The sequence below is a fragment of the Phenylobacterium zucineum HLK1 genome (assembly GCF_000017265.1).
GTDB classification, from domain to species: domain Bacteria; phylum Pseudomonadota; class Alphaproteobacteria; order Caulobacterales; family Caulobacteraceae; genus Phenylobacterium; species Phenylobacterium zucineum.
In genome coordinates this window covers 20,588-43,962 of the sequence record NC_011144.1, presented here as the reverse complement: position 1 = coordinate 43,962, position 23,375 = coordinate 20,588, and the positions used below count along the sequence as shown (strand labels likewise).

The following is a 23,375-nucleotide window of genomic DNA, read 5'->3' as shown; positions in this document are numbered from 1 at the left end:
TGGCTCCGGAGAGGCGGGTGGTCCGCGGGGTTGGATTCAGGCTAAGAGCCAGCAGATGAGCCAGGCCGACTTCGCGGTCAACTTCTTCGTCGCCCTCTTCGCCCTGCTGGACCCGCTGGGCAACGTGCCCGTGTTCGCGGCCGCGACGGCGGGCGCGAAGCCGCGCGAGCGGGCGCTGATCGCGCTCTACGTCTCGCTGTTCGTCGTGGGCTTCCTGACGTTCTTCTACTTCTCGGGCCTCAGCCTGCTGCAGTTCTTCGGCATCTCGCTGCCGGCCTTCCGCATCGCCGGCGGGGTGATCCTGTTCCTGCTGGGATTGGAGATGGCCCGGGACGATTTCACCGCCACCTTCGCCGAGGCGGCCGAGGCGGCGGCGGGCGACCCGCGCTCGGTGGCGCGCCGCCGGTTCGAACGGATGATCGTGCCCTTCGCCATGCCGCTGCTGATCGGGCCGGGCGCCATCTCGTCAGTGGTGATCTACGCGAGCCAGGCCCAGCAGTTCGGCCTGACCGGGGCGGCCCTGGGCGTTGGCGTCATTGCGGCGGTCTCGGCCGCCACCCTGCTGTGCTTCCTGCTGACCCCGATCATCTCGAAGATCCTGGGACGGATCGGCCTGACCATCGTGGTGCGCGTGCTGGGGCTGATCCTCTGCGCCCTGGCCATCCAGTTCATCTTCGCGGGGCTGGCCGAGTCCACCGCCGGGTTCATCCGCCCCGAGGCGGCGAACCCCTACGGGCACTGAACGCCGGTCAGAGCTTGCGGAAGCGCTGTCCCTGGCTGGCCATCAGCGCCAGACCCCACTCGTCGGGCAGCAGCTTGGCGACGGCGGCGATGGCCTTGTTCGGCGCCCCGGGCACGCAGATCGTGCGGCCGGCCTCCACCGCTTCATAGCCCGCGGCCGCCACCTCGTCGGCGCCCAGCCACATCCACGAGGGCGTCGAGGCGCTGACCAGGCCGCGGGTGCCGTTGACGTCGTGGAACTCGGAATAGGTGAAGCCCGGGCACAGGGCCGTGACGTGGACGCCCTCGCCGGCCGTCTCCAGCGACAGGCTCTGGGAGAACTTGATCAGCAGGCTCTTCGAGGCCGCGTACAGCGTGTGGCCCGCCGCCGCCGGGACCAGCCCCGCCAGCGAGGCCACGTTGACGATCCGGCCGAACCGGCGCTGGACCATGCCGGGCAGGACGCGGTGGGCCAGCTCGCACGGGGCGGTCACCATCACCTGCAGGAAGGCGGCCTGGTCGGCCCAGCGGGTCTCGGCGAAGGTTCCCGGCAGGCCGTAGCCGGCGTTGTTCACCAGGGCGTCCACGGTGCGGCCGTGGGCGGTCAGGTGATCGAGGATCTGGCCGGGCCCCTCGGGCTGCGCCAGGTCGGCGGCGACGGTGAGGGTCTCGACGCCGTAGCGGAGACGGATTTCGTCGGCGAGCGCCTCCAGCCGATCGGTCCTGCGGGCGGTGAGCGCCACGTCGTAGCCATGGCCGGCCAGGATGCGGGCGAACGCCGCCCCGATGCCCGCCGACGCCCCGGTGACCAGCGCAAGCCTGCGATCCATGTGTCCGACGCCCCTCGAAATGCCCCGAGCCACGAAACTAGGGCCAAGGCGGCGGCGCGCAAGCCGCGCATTGAACCCGCCTGGGATTGGGTGTATCGGCCCGGCCGCGTGACGGCATGGGGCCGCCCGAGGGAACACGCCTCAAGCTTCCCGTTCCCGGAGACCATGGATGGCTGAACCGGCCGGCGCCCCCGAAAACGGGGCCCAGGGGACGCATCACGCGCCCAAGGACAAGTTCTGGGCCCTGGTGCTCGGATCCGTCGGCGTCGTCTTCGGCGACATCGGCACGAGCCCGCTGTACGCCATGCGCGAGGCGCTCGCCCATTCGAAGAGCGGCGGCACGGCCGAGCTCGCCGTCCTGGGGGTCGTCTCGCTGATCACCTGGGCGCTGATCCTGATCGTCACGATCAAGTACGTGATCTTCCTGATGCGCGCCGACAACAAGGGCGAGGGCGGCACCCTGGCCCTGATGGCGCTGGCGCAGCGCGTCACGCCGGGCACGCGCTCGGCGATGATCTTCCTGCTCGGGGTCGCCGGCGCGGCGCTGTTCTACGGGGACGGCATCATCACGCCGGCGGTCTCGGTGCTGTCGGCGGTGGAGGGCCTGCGGGAAGCGCCCGGCATGGGCGCGCGCCTGGCGCCCTACGTCCTGCCGATCTCGGCGGGGATCCTGATCGGCCTGTTCCTCGTCCAGTCGCGCGGCACCGCCAGCGTGGCGCGCTACTTCGGACCGATCACCGCGGTCTGGTTCGTGGTCCTGGCGGTGCTGGGCGCCTACCACATCGCCGACGACCTCTCGATCTTCCGGGCGCTCTCGCCGTGGTACGGCGTGGCCTTCCTGGTCGACAACGGCTTCCTGGGCTTCGTCATCCTTGGCAGCGTGTTCCTGGCGGTCACGGGCGCCGAGGCGCTCTACGCCGACATGGGCCATTTCGGCAAAGCGCCCATCCGGGCCGCCTGGGCCATCCTGGTCCTGCCGTCCCTGCTGCTGAACTACCTGGGCCAGGGCGCCCTCGTGCTGTCCGATCCGGAGACGCGGGAGAATCCGTTCTTCGCGATGATCCCGGAGTTCGCCTACTGGCCGGTGCTGCTGCTCGCCACCACCGCGACCGTTATCGCCAGCCAGGCGGTGATCACCGGCGCCTTCTCCATGACCCAGCAGGCGGTGCAGCTCGGCCTGTTCCCGCGGATCGACATCCGGCGGACCAGCGAGACCCAGGCCGGCCAGATCTACGTGCCGCAGGTCAACACGCTGCTGCTGATCGGCGTGCTGGTGCTGCTGGTGATGTTCCGCACCTCGTCGAACCTGGCCGCCGCCTACGGCATCGCGGTGACCGGCGCGATGTTCGTCGACACGCTGCTGTTCTTCTACATCGTCCGCTACATGTGGAAGCGGCCGGTCTGGCAGGCGGCGGCGGCCTCGGCGGCCTTCGGCCTGCTCGACGTGGTGTTCATCTCCTCGAACCTGCTGAAGATCCCGCAGGGGGCGTGGCTTCCGCTGGTGCTGGGCGCGGCCCTCGTCCTGGTCATGTGGACCTGGACCCGCGGCACCCAGATCCTGGCCGACAAGACCCGCCGCGACAGCGTGCAGATGACCGAGCTGGCCGAGATCCTGAAGGCCCGCGCGCCGCACCGGGCGCCGGGCACGGCGATCTTCCTGACCTCGGACCCCGACACCGCCCCCGTGGCGCTGATGCACAACCTCAAGCACAACAAGGTGCTGCACGAGAAGAACATCATCCTGACCGTCCAGACCGCCGAGACCCCGCGGGTCAGGGAGGAGGACCGGGTCCGGATCGAACCGCTGAACGACGACTTCAAGAAGGTCGTCATCACCTACGGCTTCATGGAGAGCCCCAACGTGCCCAAGGCGCTGGGCCTGTGCCGCAAGCTGGGCCTGAAGTTCGACATCATGGCCACCAGCTTCTTCCTCGGCAGGCGCTCGGTGGTGCCCTCGGCCCAGTCGGGCATGCCGCTCTGGCAGGACAAGGTGTTCATCTTCCTGATGAAGAACGCCGCCAATCCCACCGACTTCTATCGCATCCCGCCCGGCCGTGTGGTCGAGATGGGCGCCCAGGTGACCGTCTAGATGCTGGCCTGGCTCCCCTATGTCGGCGACGCCGTCTGGATCCTGGTGATGGCCTCGATCGCCTCCACCAGCCGCGCGGCCCTGGCGCGCATTCCGGCCGACGTGCGCACGCCTCTGCCCTTCTCGCCCAGCGTGACGGCGCGGCCGCGGGGATCACGCAACGCCGCCTTCGCCGTGGCGATCGGCGCGCCGCTGCTGGTGGGCCTGGCCCTGCTGATCTTCGGCCGGCTGGCGGGGACGCCCGAGAAGGCCGTGCTGGTCTTCCTCGTCCGGCTGGCGGTCGCCCCCCTGTTCGCCCTGGCCCATCTCGCCTGGCTGCGCGGCGTCCTGCGCACCCTGGAGGACGAAGGCGCACTCAGGCCTTGAACCGCAGAGCCGCGTGCCCTTAAAGGCGCGCGACCGTTCCTCCGCACCTCATTTCGCAAGGTCCCAGCCCCGATGGCCGACAAGAAGCCCGTCAAGAAGGTCGTGCTCGCCTACTCCGGCGGCCTCGACACCTCGATCATCCTGAAGTGGCTGCAGACCGAGTACCGCGCCGAGGTGGTCACCTTCACCGCCGACCTCGGCCAGGGCGAGGAGCTGACCCCCGCCCGCGAGAAGGCGCTGATGCTGGGCATCAAGCCCGAGAACATCTTCATCGACGACCTGCGCGAGGAGTTCGTCCGGGACTTCGTCTTCCCGATGTTCCGCGCCAACACCGTCTACGAGGGCCAGTACCTGCTCGGCACCTCGATCGCCCGGCCGCTGATCGCCAAGCGCCAGATCGAGATCGCCCGCCAGGTTGGCGCCGACGCCGTCTGCCACGGCGCCACGGGCAAGGGGAACGACCAGGTCCGCTTCGAGCTGGGCTACTACGCCCTCGAGCCCGACATCCGGGTGATCGCCCCCTGGCGCGAATGGGACTTCCGCAGCCGCGAGGCCCTGATCGACTTCGCCGAGAAGCACCAGATCCCGATCAGCAAGGACAAGCGCGGCGAGGCGCCGTTCAGCGTGGACGCCAACCTGCTGCACTCCTCCTCGGAAGGTAAGGTGCTGGAAGACCCTTCGGTCGAGGCCCCCGAGTTCGTGCACATGCGCACGATCGCCCCCGAGGACGCGCCCGACAAGGCGACCGTCATCACCATCGACTTCGAGAAGGGCGACCCCGTCGCCATCGACGGCCAGAAGCTGTCGCCCGCCGCCCTGCTGGCGAGGCTGAACGAGCTCGGCCACGACAATGGGATCGGCCGCCTCGACCTGGTGGAGAATCGCTTCGTCGGCATGAAGTCGCGCGGCGTCTACGAGACGCCCGGCGGGACCATCCTGCTCGCCGCCCACCGCGGCATCGAGAGCATCACCCTCGACCGGGGCGCCATGCACCTGAAGGACGAGCTGATGCCGAAGTACGCCGGCCTGATCTACAACGGCTTCTGGTTCTCGGCCGAGCGCGAGATGCTGCAGGCGGCCATCGACAAGAGCCAGGAGCCGGTGGCCGGCCAGGTGCGGGTCAAGCTCTACAAGGGCAATGTCACGGTCATCGGCCGCACCAGCCCCTACTCGCTCTACGACCAGGAGCTGGTGACCTTCGAGGAAGGCGCGGTCGCCTACGACCACCGCGACGCCGAGGGCTTCATCAAGCTGAACGCCCTGCGCCTGCGGGTCATGGCCAATCGCGACCGCCGCCGGGGCAAGCCGCTGGCGGAGATCCCCGACGGCGAACACTTCACGGGCTAGCCGTCCAGGCGGTTGTAAGGATAGCGGTCGCGGATCTCGGCCTGGAAGAACCGCCCCTTCGACGGGGCGTCCAGGAACGAGCGGTGCACCTCGCCCGGCACGCCAACGTAGACGTAGCGCTCGCCGCTCTGGAAGCGGACGAGCAGCTTCGAGCGGTCGGCGTCGTAGTCGATCTCCTGGATGGCGGTGGATTCGACGTCCATCGGCGCCCTCCCGTCGGCGGCTTCGGCAGCTAAACGCCCCCGGCCGCCACGGCGGTTCCCCTCGGCCGCGGCATGCGTCAAGCTCGGCCGCAGCAACGGGGGGAAACCACATGCAGACTCACGCCTATGTCGCCATCGTCACCCTGTTGGCGATCCTGACCTACTTCTGGATGGGGCTGGCCGTCGCCGGCGCCCGGCGCCGCAGCGGCATCGCCGCCCCGGCCATGACCGGCGATCCGGTGCTCGAGCGCACCATCCGGGCCCACTACAATACCCTGGAATGGCTGCCGATCTTCCTGCCGTCGATGTGGCTGTTCGCGCTCTACTGGAGCGATCTGGTCGCCGCAGCCCTCGGCCTGATCTGGATCGTCGGGCGCATCGTCTATCAGCTCGGCTACGTGCGCGACCCGGCCAAGCGCGAGCTGGGCTTCCTGATCCAGGCGCTGGCCGCCGGCGTCCTGCTGTTCGGCGCGCTCGGCCGCGCGATCTGGGTCCTGGTGGTCGTCCAGGGATGATGGGAAGGCGAGGCGCCGCCAGATGATCGGGCCCGCAACCACAATTGCGGCTACGGGTTCAGAGCTTTACATGTCCCTTCGAGGGACCTCTCCGAGTTCGAGAAGGCAAATGTCAAAGAGATCAGCCGCTATCGCCATCGGCCTGGCCTTGGCCGCGGGGCTTGCGGCCTGCGCGACGCCTACGCCTTACCAGCCGAACATTCCCGGACAGTCGACGTCCGGCGGGTATTCGGAAATCCAGCTGGAGTCCAACCGCTTCCGGGTGAACTTCCAGGGCAACACGCTCACCTCGCGCGAGACGGTCGAGGGCTACCTCCTCTTCCGCGCCGCCGAGCTGACCGTGCAGCAGGGCTACGACTGGTTCCAGGTCGTGGACCGCGCCACCGACCGGCAGTCGCGCACCTATGTGGAGCCCGACCCGTTCTACCGGCCCTGGTACGGCCCCACCTACGGCTACTGGCGCCCCTCCTGGCGCTACTACGGCCGCGGGTACGGCTGGCGCACCTGGGATCCCTTCTGGGGCGACCCCTTCTGGGCCAACCGCGTCGACGTGCGCACCGTGGACCGCTACGAGGCCACCGCCGAGATCGTGATGGGCCGCGGCCAGAAGCCGGCCGACGATCCGCGCGCCTTCGACGCCCGGGCGGTCATCGACAACCTGCGTCCGCGCATCCAGTACCCCGAGCCCCGCTAGACGTCAGCGAAGGGCCGAGCGCGAACTCGGCGCCAGCCGCAGCACCTGCGGCTGGCGCTCCTTCGCGTCCCGATGCTGCGAGCAGCTAGACCTTGCGCGAGGCCTTCTCGGCGAGCCCCGACGTCCCTTCGCGGGCCTCCAGGCGCGCGGCGACGTCGTCCAGGCTCACCCCCGCCGCCGCCAGCACCACCAGCCAGTGGTAGATCAGGTCGGCGCTCTCGGCGGTGAGCCCCTCGCGGTCGCCTTGGGCGGCGGCGATCACCGCCTCCACCGCCTCCTCGCCCAGCTTCTTGGCCGCGCGGTCGAGGTCGCAGAGCAGCTGGGCCGTATACGAGGCCGAGGCGTCCCCGCCCCGGCGGCTCTCGATCGTGGCGGCGAGGCGGCCGATCACCTCGGCGAAGCGCTGGTGCGGCATCAGGCGGCCCTCTCGGTCAGGCGGACGGGAATGCCCTCGGCGGCCATGGCGGCCTTGACCTCGCCGATGGACACCTCGCCGAAGTGGAAGATCGAGGCCGCTAGCACCGCATCGGCGCCGGCCCGCACTGCGTCCACCATGTGCTGCGCATTGCCCGCCCCGCCCGAGGCGATCACCGGCACGCCGACGGCCGAGGACACGGCGCGCAGCAGCTCCAGGTCGTAGCCGGTCTTGGCCCCGTCGCGGTCCATGGACGTCAGCAGGATCTCGCCTGCGCCGTGCTTCACCACGTCCTGGGCGTATTCCATCACGTCGAGGCCGGTGTCCTCGCGGCCGCCGTAGATGAAGACGCGCCAGCGGTCCCCGACCTTCTTGGCGTCGATGGCCACCACCGTCGCCTGGCTGCCGAAGGCGTCGGCGCAGCCCGAGATCAGGCTCCGGTCCTTCACCGCGGCGGTGTTGATGCTGATCTTGTCGGCCCCGGCCAGCAGCAGGCGCCGGGCGTCCTCCACCGAGCGGATGCCGCCGCCCACCGACAGGGGCATGAAGCAGACCTCGGCCGTGCGGGCCACCACGTCGAAGATGGTGCCACGGTTCTCGTGGCTGGCGGTGATGTCGAGGAACATCAGCTCATCGGCGCCCGCGGCGTCGTAGGCCCTGGCCTGCTCGACCGGATCGCCCGCGTCCCGCAGCGAGACGAACTGCACGCCCTTCACCACGCGCCCGTCCTTCACGTCCAGGCAGGGGATGACGCGCACGTTCAGCATCAGGCGGCCACCTTCAGCGCCTCGGCCGGGTCGATGGCGCCGTTGTAGAGCGCCCGGCCCAGCACCGCGCCGGCGATCGGCGCGCCCTTGCGGGCCTTCAGCCGCACGAGGTCGTCCACCGAGGCGAGGCCGCCGGCCGCGATCACGGGGATGCTCACCGCGTCCGCCATGGCGCCGAAGGCCTCGACGTTGAAGCCCATGACGGTGCCGTCGCGGTCGATGTCGGTGACGATCAGGGCGCCGACGCCGGCGTCCTCGAACCGCCTGGCCACGGTGATCGCATCCAGATCGCTGTCGGCCGTCCAGCCCTGCACCGCCACCTTGCCGGCGCGCACGTCGACGCTGACGGCGATCTGCTCGGGGAAGAGCCGCGCGGCTTCGATCACCACCTCGGGCTCCTTCACCGCGACGGTGCCCAGGATGACCCGGCTGACACCGGCCTCGATCCAACGCTCGATGTCGGCCAGCGTGCGGATGCCGCCGCCCAGCTGCACCGGGATCGACACCGACGAGAGGATGGCCTCGACCGCGGCGGCGTTCACCGCGTGGCCCTCCACCGCCCCGTTCAGGTCGACCACGTGCACCCAGTGGAAGCCGGCCTCGGCGAAGCTCCTCGCCTGGGCGCCGGGGTCGGTGTTGAACACCGTGGCCGTGGAAAGATCGCCGTGAAGCACCCGGACGCACTGTCCGTCCTTCAGGTCGATGGCGGGATAGAGGATCAAGGGCGCCACTCCAGGAAATCGGCGAGGAGGGAGAGGCCGGCGCCTTGCGACTTCTCCGGGTGGAACTGGACGCCGGCCATGTTGCCGCGCGCGACGGCCGCCGGGAAGCGTCCCCCGTGGTCGACATAGGCGGCGACATCCGCGGGGTCCTTGGCGAAGAACGCGAAGGAGTGGGTGAAATAGACCGGCCGTCCGTCCTTCAGGCCGCGGAAGACCGGATGGTCGATCACATCCAGGAGGGCGTTCCAGCCCATGTGGGGCACCTTCGCGGCGGGGTCGTCCGGCTCGATCCGGCGCACGTCGCCGGCGATCCAGTCCAGGCCGGCGGTCTCGCCGAACTCCAGGCCCCGCGTGGCCATCAGCTGCATGCCGACGCAGATGCCGAGGAACGGGACGCCGCGCGTACGCACCGCCTGCGTCATGGCCTCGACCACGCCCGTCCGCGCCTCGAGCGCGCCCATGCAGGCGGCGAAGGCGCCGACGCCCGGCAGGACCACGCGGTCGGCGGCCGCGATGAACCCGGGATCGTGCGTCACGACGATCTCCGCCCGCCCGTCCGCGGCGCGGACGAGGGCCTTTTCGGCCGAGCGCAGGTTGCCCGACCCGTAGTCGATCAGGGCCACCCTCTGCATCGCGATGATCCTAGAGGACGCCCTTGGTGGAGGGGGCGTGGCCGTGGGTCTTGGGATCGAGCTCGACCGCCTGCCGCAGGGCCCGGGCCAGCGCCTTGAACCCGCTCTCGGCGATGTGGTGCGAGTTGGTCCCGTAGAGGCACTCCAGGTGCACGCACGCGCCCGCGTTCATCGCGAAGGCGTGGTGGAACTCCTTGAAGAGCTCGGTGTCCATGTCGCCGACCTTGGGCGTGCGGAAGTCCGTCTTCCAGATCAGGTAGGGCCGGTTCGACAGGTCGATGGCGCAGCGCGACAGGGTCTCGTCCATCGGGATGTAGGCGTGGCCGAACCGGCGGATCCCCTTGAACCCGTCCAGGGACTCCTTGATCGCCTGGCCGAGGACGATGCCGGTGTCCTCGACGGTGTGGTGCATGTCGATGTGCAGGTCGCCCTTCGTCTCGACCTTCAGGTCGAAGCCGCCGTGGCGGGCGAAGCTGTCCAGCATGTGGTCGAAGAAGCCGACGCCCGTCGAGACTTCGGACGCGCCGGTCCCGTCCAGATCCACCCAAACCCGGATCTGGGTCTCCTTGGTGTCGCGGCGGACTTCGGCCGTGCGGCTCATCGTCAGTATCCCTGCGTCCTAGTAGCCCCGGGACGCCGCCAGGTCCTGCAGCGAGACCTGCGGCCGGGGGCCGTAGTGCGAGATCACCTCGGCCGCGGCCAGCGAGGCCAGCTTGCCGCACTGCTGCAGCGGCCGCCCGCGGCTGAGGCCGAACATGAACCCGGCCGCGTATTGGTCGCCCGCGCCGGTCGTGTCCACGACTTTTTCCACAGGCTCGGCCGCGACGGTCAGGCGCTCGCCCTTCGACAGGATCACCGAGCCCTTCTCGCTGCGGGTCACCGCGGCCAGGGTCACGCGCTCGCGCAGGGCCGCCACGGCGACGTCGAAATCGTCGGTCTCGAACAGGGCGGTGACCTCGGCCTCGTTGGCGAACAGCAGGTCCACCTGGTTCTCGATGAAGCCCAGCAGGGCGCCGCGGTGGCGCTCGACGACGAAGCTGTCCGACAGCGTCAGGGCGATCATCCGGCCCGAGCCGTGAGCCAGGGCCGCCGCCTTGGCGAAGGCGCGCCGCGCCGCCTCGGCGTCGAACAGATAGCCTTCGAGGTAGACGATCTTCGCCGCCTCGACGACCGCCTGGTCCACGTCGGCGTCGGTGAATTCCACCGAGGCGCCGAGGTAGGTGCACATCGTCCGCTGGCCGTCGGGGGTGACGTTGATCATCGAGACCGCCGTGGCCGGACCGCCCACGAGAGGCGCGTTCTCGAACCGCGCGCCGATGGCCCGCATGTCGTGGGCGAAGACGCCGCCGAGCTGGTCGTCGGCCACCTTGCCCATGAAGGCGCCCTTGCCGCCGAAGCTGGCGAGGCCCGCGATGGTGTTGGCCGCCGAGCCGCCCGAGGTCTCCATGCCGGGCGCCATCTTCGCGTACAGCGCCTGGCTTTGCTGGGCGTCGACCAGCATCATCGCGCCCTTGTCGAGCCCGTTCGCCGCGATGAACTCGTCGGTGGCCGGCGCGATCACGTCGACGATGGCGTTGCCGATGGCGGCGACGTCGTAGAGCTCTGGCATTGCTGGATGTCTTCCCCGGGGACGTGCGGGGCCGATTACAGGGAAATCGCCCTACGAGCTAGGGGCGGCTAGCGGCCGACGAACAGATGCCGGCTGGGGCAGAGGTCGGCGACGGGGCAGTCCTCGCACTTCGGCCGCCGGGCCGTGCAGGTGTAGCGGCCGTGCAGGATCAGCCAGTGGTGAGCCCGCGTCAGGTAGGGCTCGGGCACGATCGCCATCAGGTCGGCCTCCACCGCGTCCGGCGTCTTGCCGCCGGACAGCTCCAGCCGGTGCGAGACGCGGAAGACGTGGGTGTCCACGGCGATGGCCGGCTCGATCCGCAGCTCGTTCAGCACCACCGAGGCGGTCTTGCGCCCCACGCCCGGCAGGGCCTGCAGCTTCTCGCGCTCGAGCGGGACCTCGCCGCCGTACTGGTCGACGAGGATCTGCGCCATCCGGATGACGTTCTTGGCCTTGGTGTTGAAGAGGCCGATCGAGGAGATGAAGGGCTTCAGCCCCTCCTCGCCCAGGGCCAGCATCTTCTGCGGCGTGTCGGCGACGGCGAACAGCTTCTCGGTGGCCTTGTTGACCGAGACGTCGGTGGCCTGGGCCGAGAGGGCCACGGCCACGACCAGGGTATAGGGGTCCTGGTAGTCCAGCTCGGTGCGGGGATCGCCCTCCAGGCTCTCGAAACGTGAGAACAGTTCGGCGATCCGGGCCCGTTCGGCGGGCTTCAGCGGGGTTGTCTTGCGGGCCTTGGCCATGGGCGCGGAAGATGGCCTGCGCCGCCCGGCTCCGCCAGCGCGAGTTCACGGTGGAGCGCCGCCCGCGGACGCGGTATTTTCCGGCTCAGCCATGCTCGCTCGGCTCTACATGGATGCGGTGATCACGCCGAACCGGTCGCTGTCGGAGCGCGGCTTCATCATCCTCATCAGCATCATCACCCTGGCGAACGTCGCCTCTGCGGCGGTGTTCATCGCCAACGGCGCGCACCTGGTGCCGGTGTTCCTGGGCGTGGACCTGGCCGCCATCATCGTGGCCTTCCTGGTCAGCTTCCGGGCGGCGCGGAACGTCGAGCGGGTGCAGGTCACGCCCCACCAAGTCGTGGTCACCTACGAAACGCCGAAGTGGTCCCGCGTGGTCTGGGAGAGCCCCACCGCCTTCACCCGCGTGGCGGTCGAGACCGACGCGATGGACGGACGCGTTACGGGCCTGCGGCTCGCGCTCTCGGGCCGCGAGACGCCGGTGGCCGCCGCCCTCAGCCCCGGCGAGCGGGCCGAGTTCGCCCGCGCCCTCGAAGACGCGATCTGGCGCGCCAAGCGCGGCGCCTAGGCCTCACCCACGGCGGCCCGCAGTTCCTCCAGCCGGCGGGCGTCGGCGGGATGCGTCGAGATCACTTCCGGCGCCTGCGCGGCCGCGTCAGCCCGGCCCGCCATGCGCTCCCAGAAGCGGACGGCGGCGGCGGGGTCCATGCCGGCCTTGCGCATCAGGTCGACGCCCACCCGGTCGGCCTCCAGCTCGTGACGACGGGAGTAGGGCAGGATGACCCCGAACACCGCCCCCATGCCGAGCGCCGCGCCGATCTCGTCGGTCCACTGGCCGGCGTTCTCGGCGATCAGCATCTGGGCGACGGAGACGCCGGCCTGCACGGCCAGCTCCTGGCTGACCCGCTCGGCGGGGTGGCGGGCGACCAGGTGGCCGACCTCATGGCCCAGCACCGAACCCACCTCGTCGTCCGAGCGGGCGAACTCGAGCAGGCCGCGGAAGAAGCCCACGCGGCCGTTCGGCAGGACGAAGGCGTTGAACTCCGGGCTGTCCAGCACGGTGAACGACCACGGCAGGCCCGTCAGCCCCGACGCCTTCACCAGGGGGTCGCCGATCCGCGCCAGCCGCGCGTGCGCCGCCGGATCGCGCACCGGCGGGATCTTGGCGGCGATCTCGTCCCACGCCTGGTCGGCGAGGCCGGCGAGCTGGCCGTCGTCCACCAGGACGAGCTGCCGCCGGCCCGTGGCGGCGTTCTCGCTGCAGGCCGCCAGGGACGCGGCGCCGAGCGGCAGGGCCCCCAGGCCCGCCAGCACTCCGCGCCGCGACAGGCAGATCCCGCACATCGCCTAGAGGATGAACTTCGACAGGTCGGCGTTGCCGGCCAGGTCGCCGATCCGGCCGTTCACATAGGCCGCGTCCACCGTGATCGTCTCGCCGTCGCGGTCGGCGGCGGTGAAGCTCACCTCCTCCAGCACCTTCTCCAGGATGGTCTGCAGCCGCCGGGCGCCGATGTTCTCCACCGAGCCGTTCACCGCAACGGCGGCGTCGGCCAGGGCGTCGATGGCGTCCTCGGTGAAGGTCAGCGTCACGCCTTCGGTGGCCAGCAGGGCCTGGTGCTGGCGGATCAGGTTGGCCTCGGGTTCGGTCAGGATGCGGCGCATGTCCTGGCGGGACAGCGCCTTCAGCTCCACCCGGATCGGCAGGCGGCCCTGCAGCTCGGGCAGCAGGTCCGAGGGCTTGGCCACGTGGAAGGCCCCCGAGGCGATGAACAGGATGTGGTCGGTCTTCACCGGCCCGTGCTTGGTCGAGACGGTGGTCCCCTCGATCAGCGGCAGCAGGTCGCGCTGCACCCCCTCGCGGGAGACGTCGGCGCCGGCGCGGTCCTGGCGGGAGGCGACCTTGTCGATCTCGTCCAGGAAGACGATGCCCTGGTTCTCGGCCAGCTCCAGCGCCTCCTGGGTCAGGGCCTCCTGGTCGACCAGCTTGTCGCTCTCCTCGGCGATCAGCGGGACCCAGGCGCCCGAGACGGTGGTCTTGTGGGTCTTGGTGCGGCCGCCGAAGGCCTTGCCGAACATGTCGCCCAGGTTCAGCACGCCCATGGACGCGCCGGGCTGGCCGGGGATGTCCATGGCGCCGAAGGGCGAGGAGGTGTCGGCGAGCTGCAGCTCCACCTCCTTGTCGTCCAGCTCGCCGGCCCGCAGCTTCCTGCGGAAGGCCTCGCGGGCGGCGGTGGAGCCGGGGCCGGTGAGGGCGTCCAGAATCCGCTCCTCGGCGGCGGCCTCGGCGCGGGCGCGCACGGCGGCCCGGCGCTTCTCGCGCACCATCTGGATGGCGCTCTCGACCAGGTCGCGGACGATCTGGTCCACGTCGCGGCCGACGTAGCCCACCTCGGTGAACTTCGTGGCCTCGACCTTCAGGAACGGCGCCTGGGCCAGCTTGGCCAGCCGGCGGGCGATCTCGGTCTTGCCGACGCCGGTCGGGCCGATCATCAGGATGTTCTTGGGCGTCACCTCGTCGCGCAGGTCGTCGGGCACGCGGCGGCGGCGCCAGCGGTTGCGCAGGGCCACGGCCACGGCGCGCTTGGCTTCCGGATGGCCGACGATGAAGCGGTCGAGTTCGGAGACGATCTCGCGCGGGGAAAATTCGGTCATGTCGCCTGGTTAGATAGTCACGATCCGGCCGCTTGCGACGGCGCTGCGGAGGGGGGTGTCGGAGCCGGCGCATCCAGCAGCTCGTCGAACAGCAGCCGCCAGCCGTCCGCGTCGTTGCGCCAGATGCGCACGTAGTGGCCCCGGCGCTCGGCCCCGTCCGCCATCCAGCGCGCGGCGCCGTAGGTCCAGGCGAGATCCCCCGCCGCCGAGGCGCTGCCGCCCAGCGGCGCATAGTCGATGGCCCGGGCGCGGGTGGCGAGCTCGGCCTCCACCTCGGCGCGGGTCGCCGGGGGCCTGGCCTTCGAGCCGGTGATGCGGGCGTCCTCGGCCGCCACCGCGAGGAAGGCGGCGGGAACGTCGGTCTTCGCCGTCTCGTGCAGCGCCGTCTCGGCGGCGGTGACGGCGGTCATCGCGGCGGCGGGCGATCCGGCCTCGCGGGCGGCGAGCCTCGCATAGGCGACGGGCGAGTCCTTCGGCGCGGCGCCCGAGGTGTCGCTGGGCGGGCCGCCGTCGAACAGCCACTTCCAGCTTCCGTCGGCCTGCTTCGCCCAGACCGTGAAGTACCAGGCCTTCATCTCGCCCCCGAGCGAGTAGGGCCCTGTGGTGAAGCCGAGGTCCCCCGAGCGCGAGATCCCGGCCCACAGCGGCCACCAGACCAGCGGCGGGCCCTTCGGGCGCGGCTGGCCGAACACCGCCTTGGCCAGCCGTGGCTCGGGCGCGAAGACGATGCCCTCGGGCGCGGAATGCTTCAGGAAGCTCGCCTGCACCCCCAGCTCCAGCCCGTCGGCCGCGAAGGCCCGCTCGGCGGCGACCACCGGGGCGGGATCCACCGCCGCCGAGGCCGCCGGCGCGGCGGCCAGGAGGGCGAGGACGGCGAGGGCGGAGCTAGAGCGCCTCAACCGTCAGCTCCCCGTTGGTGTAGACGCAGATCTCGGCGGCGATGGCCATGGCGCGGCGGGCGACCGTCTCGGCGTCGAGGTCGGTGTCCACAAGCGCCCGGGCCGCCGCGAGGGCGAAGATGCCGCCCGAGCCGATGGCGGCCACGCCGTGCTCGGGCTCCAGCACGTCGCCGACGCCCGTCACCGTGAAGATCTGTTCCTGATTGGCGACGATCAGCATGGCCTCGAGGCGGCGCAGGTAGCGGTCGGTGCGCCAGTCCTTGGCGAGGTCCACGCAGGCCCGGGCGAGCTGCTCGGGGTACTGCTCCAGCTTGGCCTCCAGCCGCTCGATCAGGGTGAAGGCGTCGGCGGTGGAGCCGGCGAAGCCCGCGATGACGCGGCCGCCGGCCAGGCGGCGGACCTTCTTGGCCGAGCCCTTGACGATGGTCTGGCCCATGGAGACCTGGCCGTCGCCGGCGACGACGGTCTTTCCATTCTTGCGCACCGCGAGGATGGTGGTGCCGTGCCAGTCGGGGAAGGTTGAGGTATTCGACATCGGCGCGATGAAGGGCGGGGCAGGCCACAAGGTCAAGTGACGTGACGTTCACCGACGACGAGATCGAGCGCTACGCCCGGCACCTGGTCCTGCGCGAACTGGGCGGGCCGGGGCAGCAGAAGCTGAAGGCCGCCAGCGTGCTGATCGTGGGCGCGGGCGGCCTCGGCGCGCCGGCCTCGCTGTACCTGGCCGCCGCCGGCGTCGGGACGATCATCCTGGCCGATCCCGACGAGGTGGACCGCTCGAACCTGCAGCGGCAGGTGATCTTCGCCGAGGACGACCTCGGCCGGCCCAAGGTGGACGCCGCCGCCGACCGGCTGCACGCGCTCAACCCCCACGTCTTCGTCGCCGGCTTCAACGGCGCCTTCGAGGCCGCCACGGCCGACGAGCTGGTGGAGGGCGTGGACCTGGTGCTCGACGGCACCGACGATTTCGGGGTCCGATTCTGCGTCAACGAGGCCTGCGTACGGCACGGCAAGACCCTGGTGTCGGGAGCGATCGGCCGCTGGACGGGGCAGGTGGGGGTGTTCGGCCGCCAGCCCTGCTACCGCTGCCTCGTCCCCGAGATCCCTCCCGACGCCGAGACCTGCGTCGCCGTGGGCGTCGTGGGCGCCCTGCCGGGCGTCATCGGCTCGATGATGGCCATGGAGGCGATCAAGCTGATCACCGGCGCCGGCGAGCCGCTGGCCGGCCGCCTCCTGATCTACGACGCCCTGGCCGCCGAGACGCGGACCGTGAAGGTGGCGGGCGATCCCGGCTGTCCGGTGTGCGGGGGCCCTCCCTCTCCTTGATGGGGAGGGGGCCGCCTAGAGCATCTGCGGCAGGACGCGGTCGGGCGGGCGGTGGCCGTCCATCCAGGTCTTGATGTTGATGATCACCTTCTCGCCCATGTCGACGCGGGCCTCGACCGTCGCCGAACCCAGGTGCGGCAGCAGCACCGCGTTGGGCAGGTTCAGCAGCTTGGGGTTCACCTGCGGCTCGAACTCGAAAACGTCGAGGCCCGCGCCGGCGACCTTGCCGTCGCGCAGCAGCTCGGCCAGGGCGTCCTCGTCGATGATCTCGCCGCGGGCGGTGTTGATGATGATCGCGTGCGGCTGCAGCAGCTTCAGCCGGCGGGCCGACAGCAGGTGGTAGGTGGCCGGCGTGTGCGGCGAGTGCACGCTGATGATGTCCATCCGGGCCAGCATCTGGTCCAGGCTGTCCCAGTAGGTGGCCTCCAGCTCCTCCTCGATGCGGGGGCTGACGCGCTTGCGGTTGTGGTAGTGGATCTGCAGGCCGAAGGCCTTGGCCCGGCGGGCGACGGCCGAGCCGATGCGGCCCAGGCCAATGATCCCCAGCCGCTTGCCGGTCACCCGGCGGCCCAGCATCCAGGTGGGGGCCCAGCCCTGGAAGCCGCCCGCCTGGACGACGTTCGCCCCCTCCACGATGCGTCGCGCCACCGCCATCATCAGGGCCATGGTCAGGTCGGCCGTGTCCTCGGTGAGCACGCCGGGGGTGTTGGTGACGGTGATCCCGCGCTCGGTCGCCGCGGCCACGTCGATGTGATCGACCCCCGCCCCGAAGTTGGCGATCAGCTTCAGCCGCTCGCCCGCCTTCTCCAGCAGGGCCGCGTCGATCTCGTCCGTGATGGTCGGCGCCAGCACGTCGCAGCGGCCGACTGCGTCGATCAGCGCCTCGCGGCTCATCGGCGCGTCGGTCACATTCAGCTCGGTGTCGAACAGCTCCCGCATCCGCGTCTCCACGGAGTCTGGCAGTTTGCGCGTCACGATGACTTTTGGCTTGCGAGGCATTCTTGCAAAAAGCGGGGTGCGACTTGAAAAGGGGGCATGCCCTGCGCCGCGGCCGGCGCAGGCGGATCGATCAGACGAGACCCTTACCAAAGGGGTCACCTGCGGCCAAGGCGAGGCGGACGGCGTGAAGATTCTGGGCGCGTGGGCGGCGGCCTTGGCGGCCGTCGGGCTGCTGATCGGCATGGGCGCGGCCGGCGCCGCGGCGGCGGCCGAGCGGGCGACCCCCTCGGGCCTGCCGGTGCCGCGCTATATCTCGCTGAAGTTCGGCAAGGTGAACGCCCGCGCCGGCCCCGGCGACGACCACCGCCTCCTGTGGGTCTACCGCGCCCGCGGCCTGCCGGTGCAGGTCGTGGCCGAGACCAGCGAGTGGCGGCGCATCTGCGATCCCGAAGGCGGCCTGGCCTGGGTCCACCGGCGCGTGACGGACGGCCGCCGCTCGGTGATGAACCTGCAGCCGGCCGCCGCGCCCCTCTTGCGCAAGCCCAAGGCGGGCGCCGAAACCGTCGCCTACCTTCGCCCCAAGGCCATGGCCTCGCTGGTCCGCTGCCAGAAGGGATGGTGCAAGGTGAAGGCCGACCGGGCCACCGGCTGGGTGCGGGAAGGCGCCCTCTGGGGCACCAACGAGGCGCCGCAATGCCGTTGAGGGGTCCCGCGGGCCTGTGGTAGGGCCAGCCCCCTGACGGTTTCATAGGCCAAGAGAGAGATGCGCGACGTGGCGACCCGGCCCTCCAGCTACACGCTCGACGAGCTCCTGGCCTGCGGCCGGGGCGAAATGTTCGGCGACGGCAACGCCCAGCTGCCCGCCCCCCCGATGCTGATGTTCGACCGGATCACGAACATCACCGCCGACGGCGGCGCCCACGGCAAGGGCTACGTCGAGGCCGAGCTCGATATCCGCGACGACCTGTGGTTCTTCGCCTGCCACTTCATCGGCGACCCCGTGATGCCCGGCTGCCTGGGCCTGGACGCCATGTGGCAGCTGGTCGGCTTCTTCCTCGGCTGGTCGGGGGCGCCCGGCAAGGGCCGCGCCCTGGGCGTCGGCGAGGTGAAGTTCACGGGCCAGGTGACGCCGAAGGTCCAGAAGGTCACCTACAAGATCGACCTGAAGCGCGTGATCATGCGCAAGCTCGTGATGGGCGTCGGCGACGGGGTTCTGCTCGCCGACGGCAAGCCCATCTATGAGGCGACGGATCTGCGCGTGGGCCTGTTCCGGGCCGAAGACCTGGCCTGACGGCCCGACAAAGAGAAGCGTACGGAGGAGACGGCCAGATGCGCCGCGTCGTCATCACGGGGATGGGTATCGTCTCGTCCATCGGCAACAACCCGGACGAGGTCCTGGCCTCGCTGCGTGAGGCGAAGTCCGGCGTCACCGCCGCGCCCGAGTACGCCGAGCTCGGCTTCCGCTGCCAGGTCCACGCCCCGCCCCGGATCGACTGGGAGGCCATGGTCGACCGCCGCGCCGCCCGCTTCCTGGCCCAGGGCACCGCCTTCGGCCACATCGCCATGGAGCAGGCGATCGCCGACTCCGGCCTGACCGAGGCCGAGGTCAGCCACGAGAAGACCGGCCTGATCGTCGGCGCGGGCGGCCCCTCGACCCGCGCCATCGTCGAATCCGCCGAGATCGCCCGCACCAAGGGCCCCAAGCGCGTGGGCCCCTTCGCGGTGCCCAAGGCGATGAGCTCGGGCCCCTCGGCCACGCTCGCCACCTGGTTCAAGATCCGCGGCCTGAACTTCTCGATCAGCTCGGCCTGCGCCACCTCCACCCACTGCATCGGCTCGGCCTACGAGCAGATCCTGATGGGCAAGCAGGACGTGGTGTTCGCCGGCGGGACCGAGGAGCTGGACTGGACCCTCAGCGTGCTCTTCGACGCCATGGGCGCCATGAGCTCGAAGTTCAACGACCGGCCGGCCGTCGCCAGCCGGGCCTACGACGTCGACCGCGACGGCTTCGTCATCGCCGGCGGCGCCGGGATCCTCGTCCTCGAGGAGTACGAGCGCGCCAAGGCCCGCGGGGCCAAAATCTACGGCGAGATCGTCGGCTATGCGGCCAATTCGGACGGCTTCGACATGGTGGCCCCCTCGGGCGAGGGCGCGGCCCGCTGCATGAAGCTGGCCATGCAGGACCTCGGCGGGCGCCGGATCGACTACCTGAACCCGCACGGCACCGGCACGCCCGTGGGCGACGTGAAGGAGATGGAGGCCGTGCGCGCGGTGTTCGGCGAGACCGCCCCGCTGATCTCGTCCACCAAGTCGCTGACCGGCCACAGCCTCGGCGCGGCCGGGGCCCAGGAGGCGATCTACAGCCTGCTGATGCTCAACAACGGCTTCGTCGCCGAGAGCGCCCACATCGAGAACCTCGACCCCGCCTTCGAGGGCATGCCGATCGTCCGCAAGCGCGAGGACCGGGAGCTCGAGACGGTGATGAGCAACTCCTTCGGCTTCGGCGGCACCAACGGCTGCCTGGTGATGGCCAAGGCGTCCTAGGCCCTGACCGGCGTCCCGCCCAACCTCCCGCTGGGCGTGCCCGCGCCTCCCCGCCGTCCGACGCGCGAGGAGTGCTGCGGCCGCGGCTGCGACCCCTGCATCCTGGACTACTACGAGCGCGCCCTGGAGCGGTGGGAGGCGCGGGTCGCCGCCCTCGGCCACGACCCGGCCGAACTGCTGGCGGCGCTGAAGGGCGGCGCCCCGTCCGGCGACGGCCAGTGAAAGCTGAGTGATGACAGCGGCAGGTGGATCGGCCTAAACCGCGCCAATTCCGACCACGAAGGGAGAGACACGTGGCCGACGACTATCAGATGCCGACCGGGACCCTGATGAAGGGCAAGAAGGGGATCGTCACGGGCGTGGCGAACCACCAGTCCATCGCCTGGGGCATCGCCCGCCAGCTGGCCGCCCAGGGCGCCGAGATCGCCTTCCTGCACCTGCCGGGCATGGAGCGGCGCGTGCAGCCGCTCGCCGACGAGATCGGCGTGAAGGTGCTGGCGCCCGTCGACGTCACCGACGACGGCGCCATGGACGCGGCCTTCCAGACGGTGAAAGACGCCTTCGGCCAGATCGACTTCTTCGTCCACGCCATCGCCTTCGCCAACAAGGACGAGCTGAAGGGCAGCTTCGTGGACAACACCACCCGCGAAGGCTTCCTGCGGGCGATGAACATCTCGGCGTTCAGCTTCGTGGACTGCGCGCGGCGCGCGGCGGCGATGATGCCCGAGACCGGCGGCTCAATCATCACGCTCACCTACATGGGCTCGGAGCGGGCGATCCCGAACTACAACACCATGGGCGTGGCCAAGGCCGCGCTCGAGGCCGCCGTGCGCTACGCCGCCCGCGACCTGGGGCCCAAGGGCATCCGGGTCAACGCCGTCTCGCCGGGCGCCATGCGGACGCTGTCCCTGGCCGGCATCCAGGGCGGCCGCGGCATGCTGGCCAAGGGCCGCTCGCTCAGCGCCATGAAGGAGGACACCTCGATGGAGGGCGTCGCCGGCTGCGCACTGTGGCTCCTGTCCGACCTCGGCAAGTCCACCACCGGCGAATGCATCCACGTGGACGCCGGCTTCCACATCATGGGCTTCACGGAAGACGAGGCCGAGGGCTGAGACCGCCTCAGGCGGCGTAGGCCTTCATGAAGCGGGCGGCGGCCTCGGTCGCCACCCGGTCCACCAGCGCCTCGGTCAGCGGCCGTTCCACGCCCAGCAGGGCGGCGGTCTGGTACGAGCCGATCACCATCCCGGCGAAGAATTCGGCCGCCTCCTGGGGATCGGGGCAGGCGATCCGGCCGGCCCTCGTCTCCATGTCGAGGAACTCGGCCAGCCGGCGGCGGCTGGTCCGCGGGCCCGCCTCCCAGACGGCGCGGCCCAGCTCGGGCGCCTCGATGGCTCCCATCATCGCCACCCGTAGGAAGGCGCGGGAGCGCTCGTTCAGCACCTTGCCCAGCAGCACCCGGGCGAAGCCGGCCAGGGCCTGCTGCGGATCGGCCACTCCCTCCTCGGTCTCCAGCGGGGCGACCATCTCGTGCACCCGCCGGGCGGTCAGCGCCTGCACCAGCTCGGCCTTGCTGCCATAGTGGTTGTAGATCGTCTGCTTCGACACGCCCGCCCGGCGAGCGATCTCCTCCATCGCCGCCGAGACGCCCCGCTCGACGAAGACGTCGAGGGCTGCATCCAGGATGGCCTCGCTCTTCGCGACGTCGATCTGGCCCGTGACGCGCGCCATCAGTGCGCCTCCGTGTTGGCCGGGGCCGCGCCCGGCCGCCCGGGCCGGGCGAAGAACGCCAGGGCTGCGGCGACCCAGCAGCCCATCGCCAGCACGCCGAAGGCGTCGCCGAAGCTGAGGGTCGAGGCCTGCCGGTGCATCATCATGCTGAAGGCCTTGCGCGCCCCGCCCTCGGGATCGGCCATGCCGCCGGCGGTCATCATCTGGACGAGGCCGTCGAACATGGCCGTGCTCTGGGGGTTGGCGATGCTGACCGCCGAGGCCAGGTCGGCGTAGTGCACCGCCGCCTGGTGGGTGAGGATGGTCGACAGGAGCGCCAGGCCGATCGCGCCGGCCACGTTGCGCACCAGGTTGATGAGGCCCGAGGCGTCCTTCATGGCGCTGACCGGCAGGGTGGAGACGGCCATCTGCTGCGAGGCGATCATCGCGATCATGGTGCCGAACCCGCGCACCGCCTGCAGCACGAAAAACTCACGGAACCCCCATTCGTCTGTGACCCGGACGCCGAGCTGGATCGCCCAGGCCGCCAGGGCGAATCCGACGACCATGGATATCCGGGCGTCCACCATCCGCACCAGCCGTCCCGCCAGCGGCGCGCTCAGGAACATCGACAGGCCCGAGACCAGCATCGTCGTGCCGACCTCGGCCGAGGAGAAGCCGCGGATCTGTCCCAGGAAGATCGGCAGCAGGAAGGTGCCCCCGAACAGGCTGGCCCCCGAGATGAAGGTCATGATGATCCCGAGGGTGAAGTTGCGGTCCCGGAACGGGGTCAGCGACACGATCGGCTGCCGGTAGGCGAGCTGACGCCAGATGAACGCCACGCCCGTGAGCGCCGCGGTCACCGTCAGCCACAGGATCAGGTCCGCCTCGAACCAGCCCTCGTCGTTCCCCTCTTCGAGCACGTACTGCATCGAGAGCAGGAAGACCGTCATCAGGCCCAGGCCCCACCAGTCGATGCCCTTCGAGAGGCTGGGGTCGCCCTTGTCGAAGTCGCCGTAGCGGCCGACCAGGAAGATCACCAGCGCGCCCACCGGCACGTTGATGAAGAACAGCCAGCGCCAGTTCAGCGCCTCGGTCAGGTGGCCGCCCAAGGTCGGCCCAACGGTCGGCGCGAGAGTGACGATCAGGCCCACGATGACGTTGGCGGTGATCCGCTTGTCGGGCGGGAATACGGTCATGGCCGTGGCGAAGATCGGCGGGATCATCGCGCCGGCGAACACGCCCTGCAGCGCCCGGAAGAAGATCATCATTCCGACGCTGGACGACAGGCCCACCGCGACCGAGGTGACGATGAAGCCGACGACCGCGATCACGTAGAACGACCGCGTGCCCCACATCTTCGTCAGGTACGCGGTGAGCGGCATGATCACCACCTCGGCCAGGAGGTAGATGGTCTGCACCCAGCTGATCTCGTCGGCGGTCGCGCCGATGCCGGCCTGGATCTGGACCAGCGAGCTGGCCACGATCTGGATGTCCAGCATGGCCATGAACTGGCCGATGACCATCCCGCCGAAGCCCAGGAAGATCTTCATCCAGTCCACGGCCTCGCCGCCCGCGCCCATGTAGGCGTGCGGCTGGGCGGCGGCCTTGGCCTGGCCGCTGTCGGGATGGATGGCGGCTTCGGTCACGACCCGC

Annotated in this window: 29 protein-coding genes; 13 read left to right on the top strand and 16 right to left on the bottom strand. The window is 70.5% G+C overall.

Annotated elements, in window-relative coordinates; translation table 11 throughout:
* The first annotated feature begins 55 nt into the window (after positions 1-55).
* On the top strand, positions 56-742 hold the full coding sequence (locus PHZ_RS00275; RefSeq protein ID WP_012520614.1) for a MarC family protein: 687 nt from the start codon (positions 56-58) through the stop codon (positions 740-742).
* 7 nt (positions 743-749) lie between these two features.
* Here PHZ_RS00275 and PHZ_RS00270 read toward each other — a convergent pair whose 3' ends face one another.
* Complete coding sequence (locus PHZ_RS00270; RefSeq protein WP_012520613.1) at positions 750-1,550, bottom strand: SDR family NAD(P)-dependent oxidoreductase; 801 nt, start codon at positions 1,548-1,550, stop codon at positions 750-752.
* A 169-nt stretch (positions 1,551-1,719) separates the two neighbouring features.
* On the opposite strand from PHZ_RS00270, the gene PHZ_RS00265 reads away from it, so the two are divergent.
* The 3 genes from PHZ_RS00265 to PHZ_RS00255 all read left to right on the top strand — a co-directional run bounded on the left by PHZ_RS00265 (position 1,720) and on the right by PHZ_RS00255 (position 5,352).
* Positions 1,720-3,639, top strand: coding sequence for a potassium transporter Kup (locus PHZ_RS00265; RefSeq protein ID WP_012520612.1), 1,920 nt, complete (start codon positions 1,720-1,722; stop codon positions 3,637-3,639).
* Positions 3,640-4,005 carry a hypothetical protein gene (locus tag PHZ_RS00260; RefSeq protein WP_012520611.1) on the top strand — a complete coding sequence of 122 codons (366 nt, stop codon included), beginning with the start codon at positions 3,640-3,642 and terminating at the stop codon, positions 4,003-4,005.
* Positions 4,006-4,077: 72 nt separating this feature from the next.
* On the top strand, positions 4,078-5,352 hold the full coding sequence (locus tag PHZ_RS00255; RefSeq protein WP_012520610.1) for an argininosuccinate synthase: 1,275 nt from the start codon (positions 4,078-4,080) through the stop codon (positions 5,350-5,352).
* On the opposite strand, the gene PHZ_RS00250 is transcribed toward PHZ_RS00255, so the two are convergent.
* On the bottom strand, positions 5,349-5,555 hold the full coding sequence (locus PHZ_RS00250; protein WP_012520609.1) for a KTSC domain-containing protein: 207 nt from the start codon (positions 5,553-5,555) through the stop codon (positions 5,349-5,351). The genes PHZ_RS00255 and PHZ_RS00250 overlap by 4 nt on opposite strands.
* Before the next feature lie 110 nt (positions 5,556-5,665).
* Here PHZ_RS00250 and PHZ_RS00245 point away from each other — a divergent pair, with 110 nt between their 5' ends.
* Together PHZ_RS00245 and PHZ_RS00240 are read left to right on the top strand one after the other, a co-directional pair.
* On the top strand, positions 5,666-6,070 hold the full coding sequence (locus PHZ_RS00245) for an MAPEG family protein (protein WP_012520608.1): 405 nt from the start codon (positions 5,666-5,668) through the stop codon (positions 6,068-6,070).
* A gap of 109 nt (positions 6,071-6,179) precedes the next feature.
* Entirely contained in the window at positions 6,180-6,764 is a 585-nt protein-coding gene (locus tag PHZ_RS00240; RefSeq protein WP_049758081.1) for a CC0125/CC1285 family lipoprotein, read from the top strand.
* Positions 6,765-6,849: 85 nt separating this feature from the next.
* Here the strand turns inward: PHZ_RS00240 and PHZ_RS00235 are convergent, their stop codons facing one another.
* The 7 genes from PHZ_RS00235 to nth form a co-directional block, all read right to left on the bottom strand.
* The gene (locus tag PHZ_RS00235; protein ID WP_012520606.1) at positions 6,850-7,179 is read right to left on the bottom strand and encodes a phosphoribosyl-ATP diphosphatase; all 330 of its coding nucleotides are present in this window, start codon (positions 7,177-7,179) and stop codon (positions 6,850-6,852) included.
* Entirely contained in the window at positions 7,179-7,946 is a 768-nt protein-coding gene (gene hisF / locus PHZ_RS00230) for an imidazole glycerol phosphate synthase subunit HisF (protein WP_041372914.1), read from the bottom strand. Before hisF ends, PHZ_RS00235 begins: the two co-directional genes overlap by 1 nt.
* The gene (gene hisA / locus PHZ_RS00225) at positions 7,946-8,668 is read right to left on the bottom strand and encodes a 1-(5-phosphoribosyl)-5-[(5-phosphoribosylamino)methylideneamino]imidazole-4-carboxamide isomerase (protein WP_041372913.1); all 723 of its coding nucleotides are present in this window, start codon (positions 8,666-8,668) and stop codon (positions 7,946-7,948) included. The genes hisF and hisA overlap by 1 nt, the downstream gene beginning before the upstream one ends.
* The gene (gene hisH, locus PHZ_RS00220; protein ID WP_012520603.1) at positions 8,665-9,300 is read right to left on the bottom strand and encodes an imidazole glycerol phosphate synthase subunit HisH; all 636 of its coding nucleotides are present in this window, start codon (positions 9,298-9,300) and stop codon (positions 8,665-8,667) included. Before hisH ends, hisA begins: the two co-directional genes overlap by 4 nt.
* 10 nt (positions 9,301-9,310) lie before the next feature.
* Positions 9,311-9,901: an imidazoleglycerol-phosphate dehydratase HisB gene (hisB, locus tag PHZ_RS00215; protein WP_012520602.1), complete on the bottom strand. Its 591-nt coding sequence runs from the start codon at positions 9,899-9,901 to the stop codon at positions 9,311-9,313.
* 18 nt (positions 9,902-9,919) lie between these two features.
* Complete coding sequence (locus tag PHZ_RS00210; protein WP_012520601.1) at positions 9,920-10,909, bottom strand: adenosine kinase; 990 nt, start codon at positions 10,907-10,909, stop codon at positions 9,920-9,922.
* A gap of 68 nt (positions 10,910-10,977) precedes the next feature.
* On the bottom strand, positions 10,978-11,652 hold the full coding sequence (nth, locus tag PHZ_RS00205; protein WP_012520600.1) for an endonuclease III: 675 nt from the start codon (positions 11,650-11,652) through the stop codon (positions 10,978-10,980).
* A gap of 91 nt (positions 11,653-11,743) precedes the next feature.
* Here nth and PHZ_RS00200 point away from each other — a divergent pair, with 91 nt between their 5' ends.
* Complete coding sequence (locus tag PHZ_RS00200) at positions 11,744-12,220, top strand: DUF2244 domain-containing protein (protein ID WP_012520599.1); 477 nt, start codon at positions 11,744-11,746, stop codon at positions 12,218-12,220.
* Here the strand turns inward: PHZ_RS00200 and PHZ_RS00195 are convergent.
* Genes PHZ_RS00195 through hslV form a run of 4 tightly spaced genes read right to left on the bottom strand, consistent with a single transcriptional unit; the run spans position 12,217 to position 15,738 of the window.
* The gene (locus PHZ_RS00195) at positions 12,217-12,996 is read right to left on the bottom strand and encodes a M48 family metallopeptidase (RefSeq protein WP_012520598.1); all 780 of its coding nucleotides are present in this window, start codon (positions 12,994-12,996) and stop codon (positions 12,217-12,219) included. The genes PHZ_RS00200 and PHZ_RS00195 overlap by 4 nt on opposite strands.
* Positions 12,997-12,999: 3 nt before the next feature.
* The gene (hslU, locus tag PHZ_RS00190) at positions 13,000-14,304 is read right to left on the bottom strand and encodes an ATP-dependent protease ATPase subunit HslU (RefSeq protein WP_012520597.1); all 1,305 of its coding nucleotides are present in this window, start codon (positions 14,302-14,304) and stop codon (positions 13,000-13,002) included.
* 17 nt (positions 14,305-14,321) lie between these two features.
* Complete coding sequence (locus PHZ_RS00185) at positions 14,322-15,203, bottom strand: nuclear transport factor 2 family protein (RefSeq protein ID WP_012520596.1); 882 nt, start codon at positions 15,201-15,203, stop codon at positions 14,322-14,324.
* A complete protein-coding gene (gene hslV, locus PHZ_RS00180) occupies positions 15,190-15,738 on the bottom strand; it encodes an ATP-dependent protease subunit HslV (RefSeq protein WP_012520595.1) in 549 nt (182 codons plus the stop codon). The genes PHZ_RS00185 and hslV overlap by 14 nt, the downstream gene beginning before the upstream one ends.
* Before the next feature lie 41 nt (positions 15,739-15,779).
* On the opposite strand from hslV, the gene PHZ_RS00175 reads away from it, so the two are divergent.
* Complete coding sequence (locus tag PHZ_RS00175; protein ID WP_012520594.1) at positions 15,780-16,529, top strand: HesA/MoeB/ThiF family protein; 750 nt, start codon at positions 15,780-15,782, stop codon at positions 16,527-16,529.
* Between the two features lie 15 nt (positions 16,530-16,544).
* On the opposite strand, the gene PHZ_RS00170 is transcribed toward PHZ_RS00175, so the two are convergent.
* Positions 16,545-17,528 carry a 2-hydroxyacid dehydrogenase gene (locus PHZ_RS00170; RefSeq protein WP_012520593.1) on the bottom strand — a complete coding sequence of 328 codons (984 nt, stop codon included), beginning with the start codon at positions 17,526-17,528 and terminating at the stop codon, positions 16,545-16,547.
* 124 nt (positions 17,529-17,652) lie between these two features.
* On the opposite strand from PHZ_RS00170, the gene PHZ_RS00165 reads away from it, so the two are divergent.
* The 5 genes from PHZ_RS00165 (at position 17,653) to PHZ_RS00145 (ending at position 21,124) form a co-directional block, all read left to right on the top strand.
* Entirely contained in the window at positions 17,653-18,171 is a 519-nt protein-coding gene (locus PHZ_RS00165; RefSeq protein ID WP_012520592.1) for an SH3 domain-containing protein, read from the top strand.
* Between the two features lie 60 nt (positions 18,172-18,231).
* Positions 18,232-18,759, top strand: coding sequence for a 3-hydroxyacyl-[acyl-carrier-protein] dehydratase FabA (gene fabA, locus PHZ_RS00160; protein WP_012520591.1), 528 nt, complete (start codon positions 18,232-18,234; stop codon positions 18,757-18,759).
* A gap of 38 nt (positions 18,760-18,797) precedes the next feature.
* On the top strand, positions 18,798-20,012 hold the full coding sequence (fabB, locus tag PHZ_RS00155) for a beta-ketoacyl-ACP synthase I (protein WP_012520590.1): 1,215 nt from the start codon (positions 18,798-18,800) through the stop codon (positions 20,010-20,012).
* A 36-nt stretch (positions 20,013-20,048) separates the two neighbouring features.
* Positions 20,049-20,234: an oxidoreductase-like domain-containing protein gene (locus tag PHZ_RS00150; RefSeq protein ID WP_012520589.1), complete on the top strand. Its 186-nt coding sequence runs from the start codon at positions 20,049-20,051 to the stop codon at positions 20,232-20,234.
* A gap of 71 nt (positions 20,235-20,305) precedes the next feature.
* Positions 20,306-21,124, top strand: a complete 819-nt coding sequence (locus PHZ_RS00145) for an enoyl-ACP reductase FabI (RefSeq protein WP_012520588.1) — start codon at positions 20,306-20,308, stop codon at positions 21,122-21,124.
* A 7-nt stretch (positions 21,125-21,131) separates the two neighbouring features.
* On the opposite strand, the gene PHZ_RS00140 is transcribed toward PHZ_RS00145, so the two are convergent.
* Both PHZ_RS00140 and PHZ_RS00135 read right to left on the bottom strand, forming a co-directional pair.
* Complete coding sequence (locus PHZ_RS00140) at positions 21,132-21,740, bottom strand: TetR/AcrR family transcriptional regulator (protein WP_012520587.1); 609 nt, start codon at positions 21,738-21,740, stop codon at positions 21,132-21,134.
* Positions 21,740-23,368 (bottom strand): DHA2 family efflux MFS transporter permease subunit, encoded by a 1,629-nt coding sequence (locus PHZ_RS00135; protein WP_012520586.1) that lies wholly within the window; start codon positions 23,366-23,368, stop codon positions 21,740-21,742. The genes PHZ_RS00140 and PHZ_RS00135 overlap by 1 nt, the downstream gene beginning before the upstream one ends.
* Positions 23,369-23,375: the final 7 nt, after the last annotated feature.

Excerpts from the sequence above, each read along its gene's own strand:
- PHZ_RS00275 (WP_012520614.1), top strand. The coding sequence starts at position 56 with ATGAGCCAGGCCGACTTCGCGGTCAACTTCTTCGTCGCCCTCTTCGCC.
- PHZ_RS00270 (WP_012520613.1), bottom strand. The coding sequence starts at position 1,550 with ATGGATCGCAGGCTTGCGCTGGTCACCGGGGCGTCGGCGGGCATCGGG.
- PHZ_RS00265 (WP_012520612.1), top strand. The coding sequence starts at position 1,720 with ATGGCTGAACCGGCCGGCGCCCCCGAAAACGGGGCCCAGGGGACGCAT.
- PHZ_RS00260 (WP_012520611.1), top strand. The coding sequence starts at position 3,640 with ATGCTGGCCTGGCTCCCCTATGTCGGCGACGCCGTCTGGATCCTGGTG.
- PHZ_RS00255 (WP_012520610.1), top strand. The coding sequence starts at position 4,078 with ATGGCCGACAAGAAGCCCGTCAAGAAGGTCGTGCTCGCCTACTCCGGC.
- PHZ_RS00250 (WP_012520609.1), bottom strand. The coding sequence starts at position 5,555 with ATGGACGTCGAATCCACCGCCATCCAGGAGATCGACTACGACGCCGAC.
- PHZ_RS00245 (WP_012520608.1), top strand. The coding sequence starts at position 5,666 with ATGCAGACTCACGCCTATGTCGCCATCGTCACCCTGTTGGCGATCCTG.
- PHZ_RS00240 (WP_049758081.1), top strand. The coding sequence starts at position 6,180 with ATGTCAAAGAGATCAGCCGCTATCGCCATCGGCCTGGCCTTGGCCGCG.
- PHZ_RS00235 (WP_012520606.1), bottom strand. The coding sequence starts at position 7,179 with ATGCCGCACCAGCGCTTCGCCGAGGTGATCGGCCGCCTCGCCGCCACG.
- hisF (WP_041372914.1), bottom strand. The coding sequence starts at position 7,946 with ATGCTGAACGTGCGCGTCATCCCCTGCCTGGACGTGAAGGACGGGCGC.
- hisH (WP_012520603.1), bottom strand. The coding sequence starts at position 9,300 with ATGCAGAGGGTGGCCCTGATCGACTACGGGTCGGGCAACCTGCGCTCG.
- hisB (WP_012520602.1), bottom strand. The coding sequence starts at position 9,901 with ATGAGCCGCACGGCCGAAGTCCGCCGCGACACCAAGGAGACCCAGATC.
- PHZ_RS00210 (WP_012520601.1), bottom strand. The coding sequence starts at position 10,909 with ATGCCAGAGCTCTACGACGTCGCCGCCATCGGCAACGCCATCGTCGAC.
- nth (WP_012520600.1), bottom strand. The coding sequence starts at position 11,652 with ATGGCCAAGGCCCGCAAGACAACCCCGCTGAAGCCCGCCGAACGGGCC.
- PHZ_RS00200 (WP_012520599.1), top strand. The coding sequence starts at position 11,744 with ATGCTCGCTCGGCTCTACATGGATGCGGTGATCACGCCGAACCGGTCG.
- PHZ_RS00195 (WP_012520598.1), bottom strand. The coding sequence starts at position 12,996 with ATGTGCGGGATCTGCCTGTCGCGGCGCGGAGTGCTGGCGGGCCTGGGG.
- hslU (WP_012520597.1), bottom strand. The coding sequence starts at position 14,304 with ATGACCGAATTTTCCCCGCGCGAGATCGTCTCCGAACTCGACCGCTTC.
- hslV (WP_012520595.1), bottom strand. The coding sequence starts at position 15,738 with ATGTCGAATACCTCAACCTTCCCCGACTGGCACGGCACCACCATCCTC.
- PHZ_RS00170 (WP_012520593.1), bottom strand. The coding sequence starts at position 17,528 with ATGCCTCGCAAGCCAAAAGTCATCGTGACGCGCAAACTGCCAGACTCC.
- fabA (WP_012520591.1), top strand. The coding sequence starts at position 18,232 with ATGCGCGACGTGGCGACCCGGCCCTCCAGCTACACGCTCGACGAGCTC.
- fabB (WP_012520590.1), top strand. The coding sequence starts at position 18,798 with ATGCGCCGCGTCGTCATCACGGGGATGGGTATCGTCTCGTCCATCGGC.
- PHZ_RS00140 (WP_012520587.1), bottom strand. The coding sequence starts at position 21,740 with ATGGCGCGCGTCACGGGCCAGATCGACGTCGCGAAGAGCGAGGCCATC.